This is a genomic window from Paenibacillus macerans, from assembly GCF_900454495.1.
GTDB classification, from domain to species: Bacteria; Bacillota; Bacilli; order Paenibacillales; family Paenibacillaceae; genus Fontibacillus; species Fontibacillus macerans.
Genome location: NZ_UGSI01000002.1, coordinates 403,388 through 421,154, shown reverse-complemented (window position 1 = coordinate 421,154; position 17,767 = coordinate 403,388). Strand labels below are relative to the sequence as shown.

Genomic DNA, 17,767 nt, shown 5'->3' with positions numbered 1-17,767 from the left:
CATGCTGCAGGCCAAAATCGGTACCGCCGCGCACGAACACGGGTTGAACGGGCGGCGCAACATCGCGGAGGAAAATGAGTTCCATTTTTATCGGGAAAATACGATCGGTTATCGCCAGAGCTTTATTTCTCCGTACGGAAGGCAAAGGCTGCTCTACGCCGATTGGGCGGCCAGCGGCCGTCTGTACCGGCCGATCGAAGCGAAACTGGCCGAGGAGTTGGGCCCGTTCGCGGGAAATCCGCATACGCATTCCAATCTGACCGGCACGGCGATGACCGCCGCTTACGAGGAGGCGAAGCGCATCATCAAGCGCCACGTCAACGCCGGACCGGACGATATGCTCCTGCTTGCCGGGACCGGGATGACCGGCGCGGTGAACAAGCTGCAGCGTTTGCTGGGACTGAAAATGCCGCGGCGCTGGCGGGCGGCGGCCTTGTCCACGATGGCCGAGCGGGACCGCCCGGTCATCTTCGTCACGCATATGGAGCACCACTCCAACCATATTTCCTGGGGGGAAACGATCGGCGAAGTGGTCTGCATTCCCCCAGGGGCCGACGGGCGCGTTAACCCGGAGCACCTGGAGCGGCTGCTCCACCGGTACCGCGAGCGGAAGGTCAAGGTGGGGGCGTTTACCGCTTGCTCCAATGTGACGGGCTTTGAAACGCCCTATCACCGACTGTCGCGGATCATGCACGAGCACGGCGGAATCAGCGTGGTCGATTTCTCCGCCAGCGCTCCTTATGTACGCATCGATATGCATCCGCCGGGAGCCCCGGAGGACCGGCTCGACGCCGTTCTGTTCTCCCCCCACAAATTGCTCGGCGGCCCGGGCACAAGCGGCGTACTGGTCATGAATGCGAAGCTGGGCGCCGAGCCGGTCCCCGATCATCCCGGGGGCGGTACGGTCTCCTGGACCAATCCTTGGGGAGAGTACCAGTATTGGCCCGACCCCGAAACGCGGGAGGACGGCGGCACGCCGGGAGTGATGCAGGCGGTGCGCGCGGCGTTATGCCTGAAGCTAAAGGAGCGGATGGGGACCGAACGCATGCTGCCCCGCGAGCGGGAGCTGACGGAGGTGCTGCTGCGGCAGCTCGAATCCGTTCCGGGGCTGCACATTCTCGGCGGACCCGGCCGGAACCGGCTTGGGATCGTGTCCTTTGTCACGGAATCCGTTCACTACAACCTGATGGTGAAGCTGCTGAACGACCGCTTCGGCATTCAGGTCCGGGGCGGCTGCTCCTGCGCGGGGACGTACGGCCATTATTTGCTGGGCATAGACCGCGCTTCGTCCCGGCAAATCGCCGGCCTGATCGCCGCCGGCGATTTATCGCGGAAGCCCGGTTGGGTCCGCGTGTCCCTTCATCCGATAATGACGCACCGGGAAGCCGCATTTATCGGCGCCGCGGTCCGGGCGGTCACGGAGAATATCAAGGAGTGGAAACAAGACTACATCTATGAACCGCGAACGAACGAATGGCGGCATGTTCGCGAACAGCGGCCGGCGTTTGGCGAGGAATGGTTCGAATTCTCCAGAGGATAGGCATATTCCGCCGGAAAGCGCATAACGTATGGCGATGCCAGTGATCCTGCGAGAAGGAGTGAGTCGGATGGGGTCCGGATACCCTACCTATCTCCCGCCGGGCAGCGCCCATTATCAGCACCGCCTCGCGGATCGCCTATGAAGGCGATAAGTCCGCGGGCAGGCGGCCTGGAGGCCGGGCAGGAGGCCAATCGGTCAGGCCGCCTTTGACATGCGGGTTGACCGCGCCCCTTTTTTGTTGGCGAGGTAGACACCGCCGAGAATAAACACAAGCCCGGCCAAGAGACGCCAGCCGACCGCCTCGTGCAGCAGCGCGAAGCCCCAGATAATCGCGCTGGCGGGCACAAGATAAGTGACCGTCGTGGCGAACTGCGCGCTGCCTTTTTGCACCATGAAATAGAAAAGAATATAAGCCAAGCCCGAGCCGAATACGCCCAGACCGATGACCGCGCCCAGCGTGGCGGGCGAAGCCAGCGGCGCCAGAGAGACGCCTTCGGTCGCCGCGGCCATGACGCCGCTGCCGAGCATGGCGCACAGCAGTGTGCCGAACGTCACCTGATACATCGACAATCCTTCGGAGAGCTTCTTGGACAAGTGCGAGCCGATCGCATAACATAGGGTGGCCGCCAGCATGCAGGCGAAGCCGAGCCCGTCGACCGAAACGATCGAAGTAGGACTTACGCCGAGCAGGACGATGATTCCGATGAAGGCGATGCCCATCCCCAGCCACTGCCTCCGGCCCGCGGCGGCGCGGAAGAACAACACCCCTACGGCCAGCGTCCACAGCGGCGTCGTGGCATTTAACACCGAGGCCATGCCGCTCGTCAGCCGCGTTTCGCTGAAGCCGATAAACGCCCAGGGAATCGCGGTATTCACCAGCGCCATGACGGCCATCGGCGGCCAGGGAATGCTGCGGAAGCCAAACGGCTTGCGCAGGATCAGCATCACCGCGGAGATCGTTGCCAGCCCGAAGGCCGACCGCAGGAAGGCGATCGCCCATGGGCCGTAGTCCGGCAGCAAAATTTTGATGAAGAAAAAGGAACCTCCCCATATCAGGCTTAATAGAATCAATGCAAAATAAAGCGGACGCGCCACTCCCAATCCCTTCTTTCTTTCAGCGTTTGCGCTAAAGTATTTTTATCTATAGTAAGTTGAGCTGCATGTTCTAACGGTTGCCACAACCGCTATTTGTTCAAAAAACGCTGATTTAAAATTGTAACGGTTGCCATGGCGCTTATTTTGCTTAAACCCGGCTAATTTAACTTAGATTCAGGCAAATAACGGCGATGGCAACCGTTAGAATTAAGAAAAGGTCCATTTTCGTAAAATAGCAGCTGCTGCAACCGTTAGATTTCCGGCGGGCGATAGAATCGGCTCGAAAACTTGAGTTTTGGCGGGAAATCCAGAAAACATCAGGGCTGCAAGTTGTCTTGTGCAAGAGTTAACGCAAACGCTAGTGCTCAGGCGGAAACTAAGGACCAGAAATGGCGTTAATTCGGCGAGATCACCCACTTCAAGAGTAATAGAGGGAAATTATGTCGTTATTTTCTCAAACTGCAGGGAAATGGCGCTTTTCACCCTGTTTATTGGAAAATAAGAACATAAAAGTCCCCTAATGGGAATGGACATGCTCACCTCCGGAAAATAAGGACATAAAAGTCATTTATTTAGAGGGGCTCGGGCAGACTGAGTTTTCTTACCGCGGTGTACCGATTGTGATTGTAGCACGGATTCGCTTCGACTATGATCGAAATATCGATGTTGCATAAAAATGGAGGAAGATGCTCATGAATGTAGGGTCCGCACGAACGGCAGCCGCCAGATGGGTGGCGGAGCATGCAGCCCGGAAAGCGGATTTTCTGGGAGCCTATTTTAGCGGTTCAACGGTTGGTCTGCCGGATGACGCGCCCATGTCCCCAAGTTCCGACATCGATGTTATCGTTGTGACCGCTCAAACCGAACCACCGCTCAAGCCGGGAAAATTTCTCTTCGAGAAAGCGCTCCTGGAGGTAACATACCTGCCCTGGAGCCAACTGGCCTCCGCCGAAAATGCCTTGACGGATTATCATCTCGCCGCAAGCTTCCGGACGGATACGATCATCGCTGATCCGGCGGGACGATTGCGTAAGCTGCAGACGGAAGTGGCCCCCCGTGTCGCCGAACGGCCATGGGTACGCCGCCGCTGCGAAAACGCCCGGGAACGCATAGAGCGTGGACTTCGCGGCATCGACCCTTCCGCACCATGGCACGACCAGGTGACCGCGTGGCTGTTTCCGACCGGGATCATGACCCATGTCCTGCTTACGGCCGCGCTGCGCAATCCTACCGTACGGCTGCGTTATCTCGCCGCCCGGCAGGCGCTGGCCGACTACGGGCTCAGCGCCAGATACCCCGAGCTGCTGCGGCTGCTCGGCTGCACTCAGCTCGGGCCGCAGCAGGCGGAATCCCATCTGGACGCGCTGGCCCGGACTTTCGACGCGGCCGCTGCGCATGCCCGTACGCCGTTCTTCTTCAGCAGCGACATCACCGCCGCGGCGCGCCCGGCCGCGATCGACGGCAGCCGCGAGCTGATCCGGGGCGGCCGCCATCAGGAGGCGGTGTTCTGGATCGTCGCTACCTTTGCCCGCTGCCTCAAAATTTTGGCCGCCGACGCTCCGGCCCTGCACAAAAAATCGCTCCCCGGCTTCAACGAAATGCTTGCCGACCTCGGCATATATAGCTCCGCCGACCTTCTCGCCCGCGCCGGGGAGGGGCTGCGCTATCTGCCCCGGCTAATGCAGACGGCGGAAGCGATCATGGACGCCAACCCCGAGATTAAGACCGGGCAAGGATGAACCTGCCTTGCGCCGCATGCTGCTGTCAAAAGCCCCCAATCACGGCTTCGGGCGAAATTGGGGGCTTGATTTTCTATGAAATTACGTGCTTAGTCAATACGCAGCTCGCCGTCATAGGAAGTGATGATTTTGTACAAATCCGGCCGGCGGTCGCGGAAAATTCCCCACTCGATGCGCTGGGTCTCCAACTGATCAAGGTCGAACTCCGCCACCAGCACGGTCTCCTCGGTGCGGTTCGCTTCGGCGATTTTGTTGCCCTGAGGTCCGGCGATAAAGGACGAGCCGTAAAACGTGATGCTGGAATCCTCATCCGTTTCCACGCCAACGCGGTTGGAAGCGACGACCGGCACCAGGTTCGCGGCGGCATGCCCGAGCATGCACATCTGCCAGTGATCCTTGGAATCGATCGAGCCGTCCTGCGGCTCGGAGCCGATCGCAGTCGGGTAGAACAATAGCTCGGCCCCCATCAGCGCCATGCAGCGGGCGGCTTCCGGGTACCATTGATCCCAGCACACGCCGACGCCGATTTTGGCATAACGCGTCTTCCACACTTTAAAGCCGGTATCGCCCGGGTTAAAATAAAACTTCTCCTCATATCCCGGCCCATCCGGGATATGGCTTTTCCGGTAGCGTCCGAGCACCTCGCCGTCGGCGTCGATCACGGCCAGCGAGTTGTAGCGGGCGTTGTTCTTTTTTTCGTAGAAGCTGATCGGAAGCACCACTTTCAGCTCCTTGGCCACCTGGCGAAAATGCCGGATCGCCGCGTTCTCCTCCAGTTCTGTTGCATGGACGTAATAGTCCGATTTTTCTTTTTGGCAAAAATAAGGCGTCTCGAACAGCTCCTGCAGCAAAATAATCTGCGCTCCCTGCCGGGCGGCTTCCCGGACCAGCTTATCCGCCTTAGCGATGTTTTCTTCTTTATTTGTGGAGCAGCTCATTTGCGTGGCCGCCACCTTTACATTTCTCATCAGGGGTCCTCCTTTATTATTGATTTTAGACGCGTACCCGTCCCGCCGGCATTTGCTGGGTCGTGCAGTGCACATTGCCGCCCTCGCGGATGATCGCCATGCCGTCCACCGTGCTGATTTTGCGGTCCGGAAACGCCTCGCTTAAGATTCGCTCCGCCTGCCGGTCGGTTTCCGCCGCGGCGCCGCCAAACACTGGCAAAATGATGCCGCCGTTGACGAAATAAAAATTCAGATAGCTCAGCGTCAAGCGGCTGTCTTCATACATGGTGCGCGGCGGCTGCGGAATTTGGATGATCTCCGGCTTGCGTCCCTTAGCATCCACCGCGGCGTTCAGGATCGCCAGGTTTTCCTGGGTGATCTCATAATTTTCATCTTCCGGGTCCGTGCATACCTGCAAAATTACCTTGCCCGGCGCGGCAAAGCAAGCCACGTTGTCGACATGGCCATCCGTCTCGTCGCCGCTTAAGCCCCGCTTCAGCCAAATGATTCGATCGACGTTGGCGAAATTTTTCACCGCCGTTTCGATCTCTTCCCGGCTCATCTGCGGGTTCCGGTTCGCGTTCAGCAGGCACTCCTCCGTCGTCAGCAGCGTGCCTTCGCCGTCCGTATGGATGGAGCCGCCTTCCAGCACGAGCGGCGCGTCAAACCGCTTCACGCCCAGCGCTTCGAGAATTTGCGGCGCGACCGCGTCATCCAAATCCCATGGCGCATATTTGCCGCCCCAGGCGTTAAACCGCCAGTTGACCCCGGCCAACTCGCCTTCGCCATTCACGAGAAAGGTCGGGCCGTTGTCGCGAAGCCATGCGTCATTGTGCGCGATCGGCAGGCATTCGATCGGGTGGCGGTGATTGCCGCCGCTGAAGATTTCCTGCACCCTCTGCAAATCGTCCGGATTGACGACTACCGTCACCGGTTCGAATTCGGCGATCGCCGCGATGAATTCGGCATAACCCCGGCAGACCGCGTCGTGCTGCCCGGGATAACACATCGACGCCTGCACCGGCCAGGAAATAAACGTGCGCTCATGCGGCGCCCATTCGGCCGGCATTTTATAGTTCAAGTCTCTAGGATACATCATTTCCCTCACACCCTATATTTAAAATCATTAGATCATGAATTCCTGGTTCACCATGATATCATATAACAAAACATACCCGCCCACAATGGAAGTGTTGACCGCCTGCGGGACAGGCCGGAGCGAAAAAAATCGCTGCCCGATTTTCGGCGGCGGCGCGGGCCGGTGAGCGGTATAATTTATGCGATATGACGTATTGGGATAGGACAGGACATTTTGAACAGTAAGCATCTATACAGAAAGCATCTATAACAGGCAACATCAAGACGGTAAGTACGGACACAATCCAATTTCAGGGAGGCCGCGCATGATCCCCACGGAACGCAAAGAGGAATTTTATAAAGCTTTGTTGGAGAAAAACACAGAATACGAAGGTTTATTCTACGTCGGCGTGAAAACGACCGGCGTCTTCTGCCGGCCCACTTGCCCGGCGCGGAAACCGAAGCTGGAGAATTGCGAATTTTTCGAGACCGCCAAAGAAGCGCTGCTCGCTTCTTTTCGGCCATGCCAGCGCTGCCGTCCGCTGTCTCCCCCAGGCGAGGCGTCCGATCTCGTCCGGCGGCTGGTGGCAGCGGTGGAGCAGCATCCCGAGAAGCGTTGGAGGGACGAGGATTTCCGGCAGCTTTCCGTCGATGCGTCGACGGCTCGCCGCCAATTCAAGAAGCGCTTCGGCATGACCTTCGTCGAATATGCCCGGGCCCGCCGCATGGGCCTGGCGATGAAGCATATTCGCTCCGGCCAGCCCGTGATCGATGCCCAGCTTTCCACAGGCTACGAATCGAGCAGCGGGTTCCGCGACGCGTTTTCCCGGATTATGGGCGCGCCGCCGACCCGGCTGGATGAGGGCCGGATTTTACGGGCGGCCTGGCTCGATACGCCGCTGGGGCCGATGATCGCCATCGCCGACGAAGCGGCCTTGTATCTGCTGGAGTTCGTGGACCGCCGCGGGCTGGAACGCGAGGTGGAGCGGCTTCGCCAGCGGACCAAGGCGGCGGTCATCCCCGGCGTCACCGCGCCGATCCGCTCGATTGAGAAAGAGCTGGCGCTTTATTTTGACGGCGGGTTAAGCGAATTCAAGACCCCGTTGTTTTTGCTGGGGTCGCCTTTTCAGCGGCAGGTGTGGGCGCAGCTGCAGCAAATCCCGCCCGGGGAAACCCGCTCGTACGCCGAGCTGGCCGCTGCCGTGGGGAATCCGGCGGGTTACCGCGCCGTGGCCCAGGCCAACGGAGCCAATCAGCTCGCCATCGTCATTCCCTGCCACCGCGTCATCAACTCGAATGGCGAGTTGGGCGGCTACGGCGGCGGCCTGTCGCGCAAAAGCTGGCTGCTGAACCATGAGAAACGCAGCGGCAGTGTGAAGGCGGTCACGAATTATACCAGTTGAGCAGGTGGAGCTGATTAAGCGGATTGAGTAAATAGAGCTGGTGGAGTTTGTGGAGTTGCGGAGGTAGGGGAGGTAGTGTGAGGTAGTGGCAGAAGTAGCGGGAGTAGCAGAAGTAGCTGGAGTAGCAGAAGTAGCTGGAGTAGCAGAAGTAGCTGGAGTGGCAGGAGTGAGCTAGCGGAGGTAGTGGGACAAGTTGGGTACGTTGGGCAAGGGGAGCGAGTTTAACTAGTTGACCTGGTGAGAGAGTTTAACTAGTTGAGCGAGTCAAGTTAGTTGGGTAGGTGGAGCGAGTAGAACTATTTGATCGTATGGAGTGAGTGGAGCAAGTTAAGCAAATTAGAGCTAGTTGGAAAAGCGCTGCCCGTCTCGAAGAAGTCATAAGGGCATAAAATGTCGTTATTCTGGAGATATCCGTCCCTCCGAGGGAAATAGCGGCATTTTATGTTGCTATTTTCCCCGGTCACAAGGAAACGGCCCCGTTCTGGAGCGTTTACAGGAAAATAAGTACATAAAATGCCTCTAATGGGGATAAACGTGCTAGGTTTCGGATAATAAGTGCATAAAGTGCCGCTATTTAAAGGTCTAAAGCCAGCCGACGATCGGTCTTTCCAGTAACCGGCTGTCATCACCGTTTTTTAGCCCCAAGTCCCATTTTTGCCGTTATTTCTCCTAATGTCCTTTCCACTAACGGCCTCCCTTCCACTGCATCTTTTGGCCGCTTCCTTCCATTGCTTCCTTGCTCTGCTTCTTACGCTTCTACCTTCCGCTTTTTCTTGCGCTGCTTCTTGCGCTGCTTCCTTCCGCCCCATCCCGTGCGGTTAACCGCGGGCAGTTTCGCTGCCTGTAAGGACAGTTTCTCTCTCATGCCCTATTAGCCTAAGGGGCAATTGCCCCTTACCGATTCACGGCTCGGGCCATAGGTTAGTTTAAAAGGAGATGTTCAATTGTCTCATCAAGACAGTAAACTGACGATCATCCTGGAAAAAGGCAAGCAGCGGTTGATTGCCCAAACTCCTCTGCTGGGCGTGCACCGGATTGTATTCGTGGTAAACCGCCAGTTTACGAACGCGCCAAACACGACGCAAATCGCTAGCGGTGCGGGGCGCAGCAGCGCCGCCGGCAGCAATGCGGCGATCAATTCACCGCATACGCGGCAGCAGCAAAGCGTGGGTGCCGGAGGAAAAGCGAAGAACAAAGAGCTGAAGGGAGAGCCGGTGAGCTGGTTTCATCCCGGTTATGCCTCATTCGGAAAGCACGCGAAAGGGAGAAAAGGCCGCCACGGCAAAGAAGTGGTGATCGTCATCAATGATCAGATTGCGAAGCTGCCACGGGGGCAGAGAACCTCAGCGGCCACGCAGGTCGCGAGCGGAGCTGGAGCTTACAGCACGGGCGGCACCAACTCGGCGATCGGAAGCGCAGGCACTCGGCAGCAGCACGCTGTCGGCGGAGGCACCGGGAGCAAGGCGATAAACGAACGGATTCGCCGGGGAAAGAACGGCAAGCTCGGGGAGAGTCCGAAAAGCCGCCTGAAGAAACGCTAAGTGAGATCACGCCGGAGCGGCTTAAATAATGGCAAGCCGGATTAAAGCAACGGCGGGGATAGTCAAAACCAGGAGAGGTGTTTGTACCCGACGACCCGCCTGGATCGAAACGATCTGCCTAGACTGAAACGACCTCCTAAACCGAAACGACCTGCCTAGACCGAACCCGCCATGAAGTCCTCGGCGCCAAAAGGAGCGAATCCGGTTGGCATATTTTTTTTCATTAAATCCCCTCCTCCCCCTTGAATAAATAACGTCATCTACGCTATACTGTGAAAAATATATCGGAATCATGCCTATGAAGAGCATCCAACTCGGAGGCGTTTTCGTCAAGGGGAAGCCGGCAAAAGACGGCTCCTTCTCCCTAAGTTAACCGGATCCGCCCGTTACCGCGGAAGCAAGTGGATTGAACGGCATCACACCGTTCGGTCAATTTGGGTGGCACCGCGAGAATACAAGCGCTCCTCGTCCCAATCGGACGAGAGCGCTTTTTGTATTTTTATAACCAAAGGAGCGGATAGCCATGTTAGACATCAAGTGGATTCGGGAGCATCAGGAACAGGTTCAATTAATCGCGGAGCAAAAGGGGATTGATCTTGCGATCCCCGAGCTGCTCCGCCGGGATGATCAGCGCAGGGCGCTGCTGCTGGAGGTCGAGCGTTTGCGGCAGGAACGGAACCGATTGACCCAGCGTATTCAAGGGTTTATTCGTGAGCGTGCGGTGGAGGAGGCCGAATCGTGCAAAGGGGAGGTCAAAACGCTGAACCGCCGGCTCACCGGTCTGGAGCATGAACTCCAGGAAGCGGAGCGGGAATATCGGGACCTCATGCTGCTCGTGCCTAACCGGATTTCGCCGGACACGCCCATAGGCCGGTCGGACCGGGACAATGTGGAAGTAAGGCGAGCCGGCGAGCCCCCGGCGTTTGGCTTTGAACCGCGGGACCACGTGGCGCTCGGCGAGCTGCACCGTCTCATCGACATTCCCCGCGGCGTCAAAACGGCCGGAAGCCGCAATTACTACCTCACCGGCATTGGCGTTTTGCTCCACCGGGCGGTGCAGCAGTTGGCCGTCGACCTGCTGGTTGCCAAAGGGTTTGCACTGTTCGAGGTCCCGTTAATGGTTCGGCCCGCGGCGATGCTAAACACCGGTTTTTTCCCGCTTGGCCAGGATCAGACCTACCGGATCGCCGATGAAGACCGCTATCTAGTCGGTACGTCGGAAGTGCCGCTTGTCTCGTATTTCGAGGATGAAATCGTTGATGTCGCCCGCCCGCTCAAGCTGGCCGCGGCGTCACCGTGCTTCCGGAATGAGGTGGGCTCGGCCGGCAAAGACGTGCACGGCTTGTACCGGGTCCGCCAGTTTGCGAAGGTGGAGCAAGTCATCCTCTGCCAAAACGATCCGGGGGTGTCGGAACAGCTTTTTCAGGAAATTACAGAAAACGCCGAGGAGCTCTTGCAACTGCTGGAACTCCCTTACCGGGTAATGGCCGTCTGCAGCGGCGACATGTCGCAAAAAACGTACAAACAATACGATATCGAAACGTGGATGCCGAGCCGGGCGGCGTACGGGGAAACCCATTCGTCGTCGCAGCTTCTCGATTTTCAGGCCCGCCGGTCGAACATCCGGTTCAAGGATCACAGCGGCAAACTGCAGTACTGCTACACATTGAACAACACGGCGGTGGCCTCGCCCCGCATTCTGATCCCGCTGCTGGAAAACCACCAGGAAGAAGACGGATGCATCCGGATTCCGCAGGCGCTGCGCAAGTACATGAACGGATTGGAAAGGATCGCACCACCATATAGGTAATATTTACTATAAAACTAATCCGCACCGGCACCGTTTAAATATATAAGACTATCCAGAAATAGGTGATCTTATGACGAAACGAAAACGCACGATAACGTGTATGCTGGCGGCCTCCTTGGTATTGTCCGCCTCGGCGGAGGCTGCCGCCGCCGGTACGGCCCAGCAGGGGCAAGCCGGTGCGGACAGCCGCATTGCCATAGAACTGGACGGGAAGCCGCTTGTGCCTGAAGTCCCGCCGGTCTTGGTCAACGGAACCGTGCTCGTCCCCATCCGCGACGTATTTGAACCTTTAGGCGCAAAGCCGGCATGGGATGGGGAGAACAAAACAGTAACGGCGGCCAAAGACGGCACGACCCTTGTTTACCGGATCGGCGAGCGGGAAGCGCAGCTGAACGGTCACACGCTGGCGCTCGCGGTTCCCGGACAAATCGCGGACGGTCACACGCTGGTTCCGCTCCGCTTCGTGAGCGAAGCGCTGGGCAGCGAGGTGGAATGGGACGGAGCCGGACGGACAGTGCGGATCGCTTCGGCTTTCGATTACGATACGACGATTAAGCAGAGTGTTTACCTTCGCAGCAAGCCTGACGCGGAAGGCAACGCCGTTAAACTGCTGCCCGCCGGCAGCAAGATTCACGTAGCCCGTGAGGTCGGCGCCTTCTGGCTGGAAGCGCGCACTCCGGACGCACTTAGCGGATATGTGTCCGCCAAGCCGAAATACACCGATTACACCAGCGACGCGTTAGCGGAAAAACAAGCGGACAAGCTGATCGCTTACGGCAAAACCTTCGAGGGAACGCCTTACGAATTCGGAGCTTCGCCGGATCAAACGAATACGTTCGATTGCTCTTCTTTTGTCAAGCACGTATTTGAGAGCGTGCTGTCGATTGAGTTGCCGCGCGTCTCTTATGACCAAGCCAAAGAAGGCAAAGAGGTCGGCGAAAACGAACTGCGCAAGGGCGATTTACTCTTTTTCAGCTCACGCGGGCTGGACATCGGCCATGTCGGCATTTACGCCGGGAACAATAAAATCCTTCACACCTATTCCAATGAGAAGGGCGTACATATCGGGGAGTTTGACGGCCAATGGAGAAAACGGTTCGTAACCGCGCGCCGGGTGTTTTAGAGAGGCGGCGCCGGGCAGGCGAATCCTGAGACGCAAAAGACCCGTGGAAGTGTTTTTCAAGCCTCCTCCGCGGGTCTTTTTTAGATTATTTAATTGGGCCAACACCAAGCCAAATTGGGTCAAGGCCTGCAGCCGGGTTTGCCTGTTTTTCACGGGAAGAAGGGCGACCCGATGGGATCAACTGCAAAAGTGCATTCTATTTCCCGCAAATCACCATTTTAGAGCGATTGAAATGCAAAAGTGCATCTCTTTTTAGGCTATCCGATAAAAAAAGTAGCTTATGACCGGAAGTGAACTGCACTTTTGCATCTGAACCACCTGTTTCGGGGAAATTTGGCGAAAACCGCCTGCACTTTTGCATTTCGCCACCCTTCCCCCGCTTCCTCAGCGGAGCTGAGCAATTTCATAATCACGGGAAAAACTATCGCTAAACGAGGTCTGTCTTCCTTGAGCGCGTCGATGACCGAATCGCATGCCAGCACTACAATTTCACCTGCAAACGTAACGAATTTACCAAAATCTGCCGAAATATATGATATAGAGAAAATTTTGCCGCAAGGAGGTGAATCCGTGCGCCGCAGGGCGAAAGTCCGGTCCTCGCCGCGCGCACGGAGAGCGATGTGGAAATGGCTGAAATCGTCAAAAACGTCTCCCGTTCCCCCCGAATCAATCGGCAAGCCTGAAGCAACGGGCATAACCGCCGAAACCTCTAAGGCCGGCGAGGCTAGCAAGGCCGGTGAGGCTAACGAAGCTGGCGAGTTTGGCGGCGCCGCGAAGCAACAGGTCATTGTCATCACGGGAACAAGCGGCTCGGGACGCAAAGAAATTGCCATGCGATTGAGCTCCGAACTGGGTATTCCTTATGTGCTTCCTTATACGACACGCGCGCCTCGACCGGGCGAACGGGACGGAGAGCATTATCATTTCATCTCCGACGCGGAATTCCGGGCGCTTCAGGACAAGGACGAGCTGTGCGAGGCCGTTCGCCTCGAACGGGGCGGCTACGGCATCGCAAAGCTTGAGCTGGAGCAGGCGCTGCAGCAGCGCCAGGCCGCAATCGTCGTCGTAAACCACGAAGGCGTCCGGACATTCCGGAAGTTATACGGCGATGACGCTATCCGGATTTTTCTGTATGTCACCAAGGAAGATATCCGGCTTCGCCTGGAGCGGGAAGGAACTCCTCCCGAGGTGCTCGAAGAGTATTTGCGGAATTACTCCGACCAGGTGATTTACAAGCGGGAAAGCGATTTTTTGCTGCAAAATATCGAAACGGCCGCAACGCTGGAAAAAATCAAATTATTTCTGCAGGGGCGAATATAGGAACTAAGCAGGCGGAGGCTGTTAATCCTCTACCTCCAGCGCGAAAGTTTCTTTCAACCCGGCTTTGCCTTGCGGCGTAATTTTGACCGCTCTCGTATTCGGCAGACGCTGCACCCAATTCAGCTCCAGCAGCCTGTCCAGCAGGGCGTGGCCCAGCGCTCCGGCCAAATGATGACGCCGTTCGCTCCAATCCAGGCATTTGTGGGAAAATGAGCGGCGTTTTCTTTTTACCCGGTTCAGATCGATTTGAAAATTTTCAAAAAAAGCTTCCCCATTTTTCGTTACTTCAAATCCGTTCTCGCCTTCCAGCAATATCCCCTCCCGGACCAGGCTTTGGGTTAAGCTCACCCCCAGGTTTCCGGCCAAATGATCATAACAGGTGCGGGCCTTGCGCAGCGCTTGTTCTTCCGCCGATTGCCTAAGCGATTTGATCTTCACCGGCGGCGCGATGGACAATAGCGATTCCATCACCTGCGCGACCTCCGGATTCCGGATGCCGTAATACCGGTGCCTGCCCTGTTTTTCGACGGCAATCAACCCGGCATCAACCATTTTGGCCAAATGAAAACTTGCCGTTTGCGGCTGGATGCCCGCCATCCGGGCCAACTCCCCGGCCGCGTGGAATCTTCCGTCCATCAGGGCGTTAAGTATGGCCGAACGGGAGGCGTCGCTGACCATCGAGGCGATAAGCGCCACATTGGTGTTTACGATTGCCATATAAGTTGCTTCCTCCTTGTCGTGGATTTTCGTATGACGGCTTTATTTTGCTATGCAATCCATACTTCGATCATAGTGGAAATGTCCTTATTATACAATTGGGAAAGCAGTTCGAAGAAAGTTACTAAAGGAGGAGCTAAGATGAAGCATTACACGGACAATACGGAAGCAGGGCCGGCTGAAACCAAGGTAATCCGGCCTAAAATTTTATATTACGGAACCCCGGTGATTTTGCTGAATACGTTAAACGAGGACGGCACCGTCAATATCAGTCCGATCTCTTCCTCGTGGGCGCTCGGGGATATCATCGTGCTGGGCATCGGGCTGAACGGAAAAGCGGCGGAAAATTTGGACAGGCACCGCGAATGTGTCATCAATCTTCCCAGCCCGTCCATGTGGGAGAACGTGGAGCGCTTGGCCCCGACAACCGGCAAGAATCCGGTGCCGGAAGCCAAGCTGGATATGGGCTTTAACTTCGAAAAAGACAAGTTTGCGGCCAGCGGCTTAACGCCGGCGGTATCGCATCAAGTAAAACCCGCGCGCATTCGCGAATGTCCCTTGCAGATCGAAGCCGAGGTGTTGTCCCTGCGCGTCCCGGAACATTCTCCGGATTTCGCCATCGTCGAAACCCGGGCAGTGAGGGTTCACGCCCACCGCAGCATCCTCCTGGACGAAAACCGCATCGACCCGAGCAAATGGAGCCCGCTCATCTACAATTTCCGCCACTATTTCGGCTTGGGGGAGCGGCTGGGGAAGACGTTCCGGGCGGAGAGCTGAGAAGATTAAGGGGATTCGGAATTCATCATTCCGAGAACCCCGGTTCAGAATCGCCCAACGCTTCTCTATTCAACAAAATAAGCCCCTAACCAGGAAGTAATCCATTGAAGACCGAAGCCATCATTTAAAAATCAAGCTGCCGGCCTTTTCCCTTATCTTGATAGTCCGATATCTCTTTGGCTTCAGGAGATAGTCCCGGTTCCTTGATCGAGGGCTCGAAATCGGGCAAATCCAGATGACGGATTACCGGCCGCGGCGCTCCGTTCGAAAAGCTGGTGTGGGCGGGAGCGGGTCGATTAGCCTTCACAAGGACAACCTCCTTGGCCTTAGTTCCCGCTTCCATATTGACCCGGTCCAAGGAATTCAGCAGGGCATAAATGAACTGCTCCGGGGAGTCCTGGGCGCTTTCCCCCAAGAGAGTTAAGCGAATGCTTGTTTCGTTTGCCATTCTAAATGTTAAGATCATGCCTTGACCGTATCTTCCATCGGCCATAATGAAGAGGCCCGCAATCTCTTTCAAACGCAATTCATACCGCTCCCCCTCTTCCGGGGTGACCATGCGGATCAAAATCAGATGATCCGGCGTGAGCACGACGATTTTGGCCCCCTCGTGAACGTCACTCCAAGATGTAAAGTCTTTGTACAAGCCAACTACCGATTCTTCGGAAGCAATGATTCCCAACTCCTCAAGTTCGAACAGACTGGCGTCATCCACGGGCGTATGCAGCTTAATTCGCCGCTTGATTACAAACTGTATATAAACGATACCGCCCAGGGCGGTGAAAGTCGCGTACCACGTACCAAGATCGAACAGCCAAAAAACGATGAGGAGCAAGAAGAAAACCAACTGGCTTACTGATAGATAAGTTATTTTGTCCTGAGGAGACAACCGGTAATACCAAAAGCCCTTCCTGGGAACATAAGGACGAATGTCTCCTTTAAGCAGTTTGCTGTACATTATCATAGCCGGCACCACAACAATAATAAGAGCTCCGAGTAACATCCCAAGAAGAACTTCTCCCATTACAAGAAGAAAAATTGTTAGAATCGCACATAATACAGACCCGGTCCATAGGAGGATATATCTGGACTTTAATTTCTTTATCGCCTCTTTATCCATAGCCCCGCCAGTCCTTAACCAATTTTGAGAGCACCTGATCATCAACGTGCAAGCCGCAACACCTTCAAATCCCGGCCCTTCACCGAATCGGGTACCGGTCAAAAAAAGCTTTTCCTTTCCGTTATTTCTCTATTATCCAACAATTTCCCTGCTTCCGAAGAACTATTTCGTGTATAAAAAAGCGCGAGCATAGAGGACAAGGACACCTTCCCCTATTACTCGCGCTTTTTGGCTTTAACTTACTCCACTTCCTCACCTTCCGCTTCCCAGCGGGCGATTTCCTCGCGGACGCGAGGCGCCACCTCGGTGCCGAGCAGCTCGATCGATCTCATGACGTCCTCGTGAGGCATCGTGCCGAGCGGACAATGCAGCATAAACCGGGTGATGCCGACGTTTTTGCGCAGGTGGATGATTTTGGCCGCGACCGTCTCCGGATCGCCGACGTACAGTGCGCCTTCCAGGCTGCGGGCCGCATCGTAGGTGGCGCGGCTGTAGTAGCCCCAGCCCCGCTCCCGGCCGATGATGTTCATGCCGGCCTGGGTCGGCGGGAAAAACTTCTCGACCGCCTCGTCCAGCTTATCCCCGACAAACCCGTGCGAATGCGAAGCCACCGTCAGCTTGGAAACGTCGTGTCCGGCCTCGGCCGCCGCACGCTTATACAGCTTCACCAGCGGCGCAAACTGGACGGGACGGCCGCCGATGATCGCCAGCACCAGCGGCAATCCAAGCACCCCGGCCCGGACGACGGACTCGGTATTGCCGCCGCTGCCGATCCATACGGGGAGCGGATTCTGTACCGGACGAGGGTAGACGCCCAGGTTTTGAATCGCCGGGCGGTGTTTACCCTGCCAGGTTACCTTTTCCGACTCCCGCAGCTTGAGCAGCAGGTCCAACTTCTCATCAAACAGTTCGTCGTAATCGTTCAAATCATATCCGAACAGCGGAAAGGACTCGATAAAAGAACCGCGCCCCGCCATAATCTCCGCACGTCCGTTGGAGATGCCGTCGAGCGTGGCGAAATCCTGAAACACCCGGACCGGATCGTCCGACGACAATACGGTCACCGCGCTGGTGAGGCGAATCCGTTTCGTTTGCGGCGCAGCCGCCGCCAATACAAGGGTGGGCGAAGACGCTGCATAATCCTTCCGATGATGCTCACCGACGCCAAAAACGTCAAGCCCCACCCGGTCGGCCAGAATAATCTCCTCCACGACCTCGCGCAGCCGCTGCGCATGACTGATGACTTCGCCGGTAACAACGTCCGGCGTGGTTTCCACAAACGTGCTGATTCCTATTTCCATGATCGGTCCCCCGCTTCAATATATTAACTATACTTTTGTATTCTACTATACTTTTCTCATTAAGGCAAAAAGAAAAGCGCTTGATTATAAACTGTACGCTTCTGCATACCTATATTCGAAATTTGCCATTAGATACATTTTCTTGCCACAAATATTCTAACGGTTGCCATTAGCACTATTTGTCTTAAAAACGTTGATTTCAAATTGTAACGGTTGCCACGGCGCTTATTTCACTGAAATCCGGTTATTTGGATTAG

At 56.3% G+C, this 17,767-nt stretch carries 14 protein-coding genes; 8 read left to right on the top strand and 6 right to left on the bottom strand.

The window, feature by feature from the left end:
• The first annotated feature begins 1 nt into the window (after position 1).
• Positions 2 to 1,540, top strand: coding sequence for an aminotransferase class V-fold PLP-dependent enzyme (locus tag DYE26_RS25060; protein ID WP_036618865.1), 1,539 nt, complete (start codon positions 2 to 4; stop codon positions 1,538 to 1,540).
• Between the two features lie 195 nt (positions 1,541 to 1,735).
• Here the strand turns inward: DYE26_RS25060 and DYE26_RS25055 are convergent, their stop codons facing one another.
• Entirely contained in the window at positions 1,736 to 2,635 is a 900-nt protein-coding gene (locus DYE26_RS25055) for a DMT family transporter (RefSeq protein WP_036618863.1), read from the bottom strand.
• A gap of 692 nt (positions 2,636 to 3,327) precedes the next feature.
• Between DYE26_RS25055 and DYE26_RS25050 the strand changes: the two genes are divergently transcribed.
• Complete coding sequence (locus DYE26_RS25050) at positions 3,328 to 4,374, top strand: hypothetical protein (RefSeq protein WP_036618860.1); 1,047 nt, start codon at positions 3,328 to 3,330, stop codon at positions 4,372 to 4,374.
• A gap of 89 nt (positions 4,375 to 4,463) precedes the next feature.
• Here the strand turns inward: DYE26_RS25050 and aguB are convergent, their stop codons facing one another.
• Both aguB and DYE26_RS25040 read right to left on the bottom strand, forming a co-directional pair.
• Positions 4,464 to 5,342 (bottom strand): N-carbamoylputrescine amidase, encoded by an 879-nt coding sequence (gene aguB / locus DYE26_RS25045; protein ID WP_036618857.1) that lies wholly within the window; start codon positions 5,340 to 5,342, stop codon positions 4,464 to 4,466.
• A 25-nt stretch (positions 5,343 to 5,367) separates the two neighbouring features.
• A complete protein-coding gene (locus tag DYE26_RS25040) occupies positions 5,368 to 6,417 on the bottom strand; it encodes an agmatine deiminase family protein (protein ID WP_036627327.1) in 1,050 nt (349 codons plus the stop codon).
• 307 nt (positions 6,418 to 6,724) lie between these two features.
• Between DYE26_RS25040 and DYE26_RS25030 the strand changes: the two genes are divergently transcribed.
• From DYE26_RS25030 to DYE26_RS25005, 5 genes are all read left to right on the top strand, one after another.
• Positions 6,725 to 7,801 (top strand): bifunctional transcriptional activator/DNA repair enzyme AdaA, encoded by a 1,077-nt coding sequence (locus DYE26_RS25030; protein WP_036618853.1) that lies wholly within the window; start codon positions 6,725 to 6,727, stop codon positions 7,799 to 7,801.
• A gap of 971 nt (positions 7,802 to 8,772) precedes the next feature.
• Positions 8,773 to 9,342, top strand: coding sequence for a hypothetical protein (locus tag DYE26_RS25025; RefSeq protein WP_306436801.1), 570 nt, complete (start codon positions 8,773 to 8,775; stop codon positions 9,340 to 9,342).
• 523 nt (positions 9,343 to 9,865) lie between these two features.
• On the top strand, positions 9,866 to 11,152 hold the full coding sequence (gene serS, locus DYE26_RS25020) for a serine--tRNA ligase (RefSeq protein ID WP_036618847.1): 1,287 nt from the start codon (positions 9,866 to 9,868) through the stop codon (positions 11,150 to 11,152).
• Positions 11,153 to 11,222: 70 nt separating this feature from the next.
• Positions 11,223 to 12,275, top strand: a complete 1,053-nt coding sequence (locus tag DYE26_RS25015; protein ID WP_036618844.1) for a C40 family peptidase — start codon at positions 11,223 to 11,225, stop codon at positions 12,273 to 12,275.
• Positions 12,276 to 12,845: 570 nt separating this feature from the next.
• Positions 12,846 to 13,595: a guanylate kinase gene (locus DYE26_RS25005; protein ID WP_227872802.1), complete on the top strand. Its 750-nt coding sequence runs from the start codon at positions 12,846 to 12,848 to the stop codon at positions 13,593 to 13,595.
• Between the two features lie 21 nt (positions 13,596 to 13,616).
• On the opposite strand, the gene DYE26_RS25000 is transcribed toward DYE26_RS25005, so the two are convergent.
• Positions 13,617 to 14,312, bottom strand: a complete 696-nt coding sequence (locus DYE26_RS25000) for an ArsR/SmtB family transcription factor (RefSeq protein ID WP_036618839.1) — start codon at positions 14,310 to 14,312, stop codon at positions 13,617 to 13,619.
• 141 nt (positions 14,313 to 14,453) lie between these two features.
• Here DYE26_RS25000 and DYE26_RS24995 point away from each other — a divergent pair, with 141 nt between their 5' ends.
• Entirely contained in the window at positions 14,454 to 15,089 is a 636-nt protein-coding gene (locus tag DYE26_RS24995) for a flavin reductase family protein (RefSeq protein ID WP_036618838.1), read from the top strand.
• A 124-nt stretch (positions 15,090 to 15,213) separates the two neighbouring features.
• Here DYE26_RS24995 and DYE26_RS24990 read toward each other — a convergent pair whose 3' ends face one another.
• Both DYE26_RS24990 and DYE26_RS24985 read right to left on the bottom strand, forming a co-directional pair.
• On the bottom strand, positions 15,214 to 16,209 hold the full coding sequence (locus tag DYE26_RS24990; protein WP_127463465.1) for a hypothetical protein: 996 nt from the start codon (positions 16,207 to 16,209) through the stop codon (positions 15,214 to 15,216).
• 239 nt (positions 16,210 to 16,448) lie between these two features.
• On the bottom strand, positions 16,449 to 17,510 hold the full coding sequence (locus tag DYE26_RS24985; protein ID WP_036618833.1) for an LLM class flavin-dependent oxidoreductase: 1,062 nt from the start codon (positions 17,508 to 17,510) through the stop codon (positions 16,449 to 16,451).
• Positions 17,511 to 17,767 lie beyond the last annotated feature (257 nt).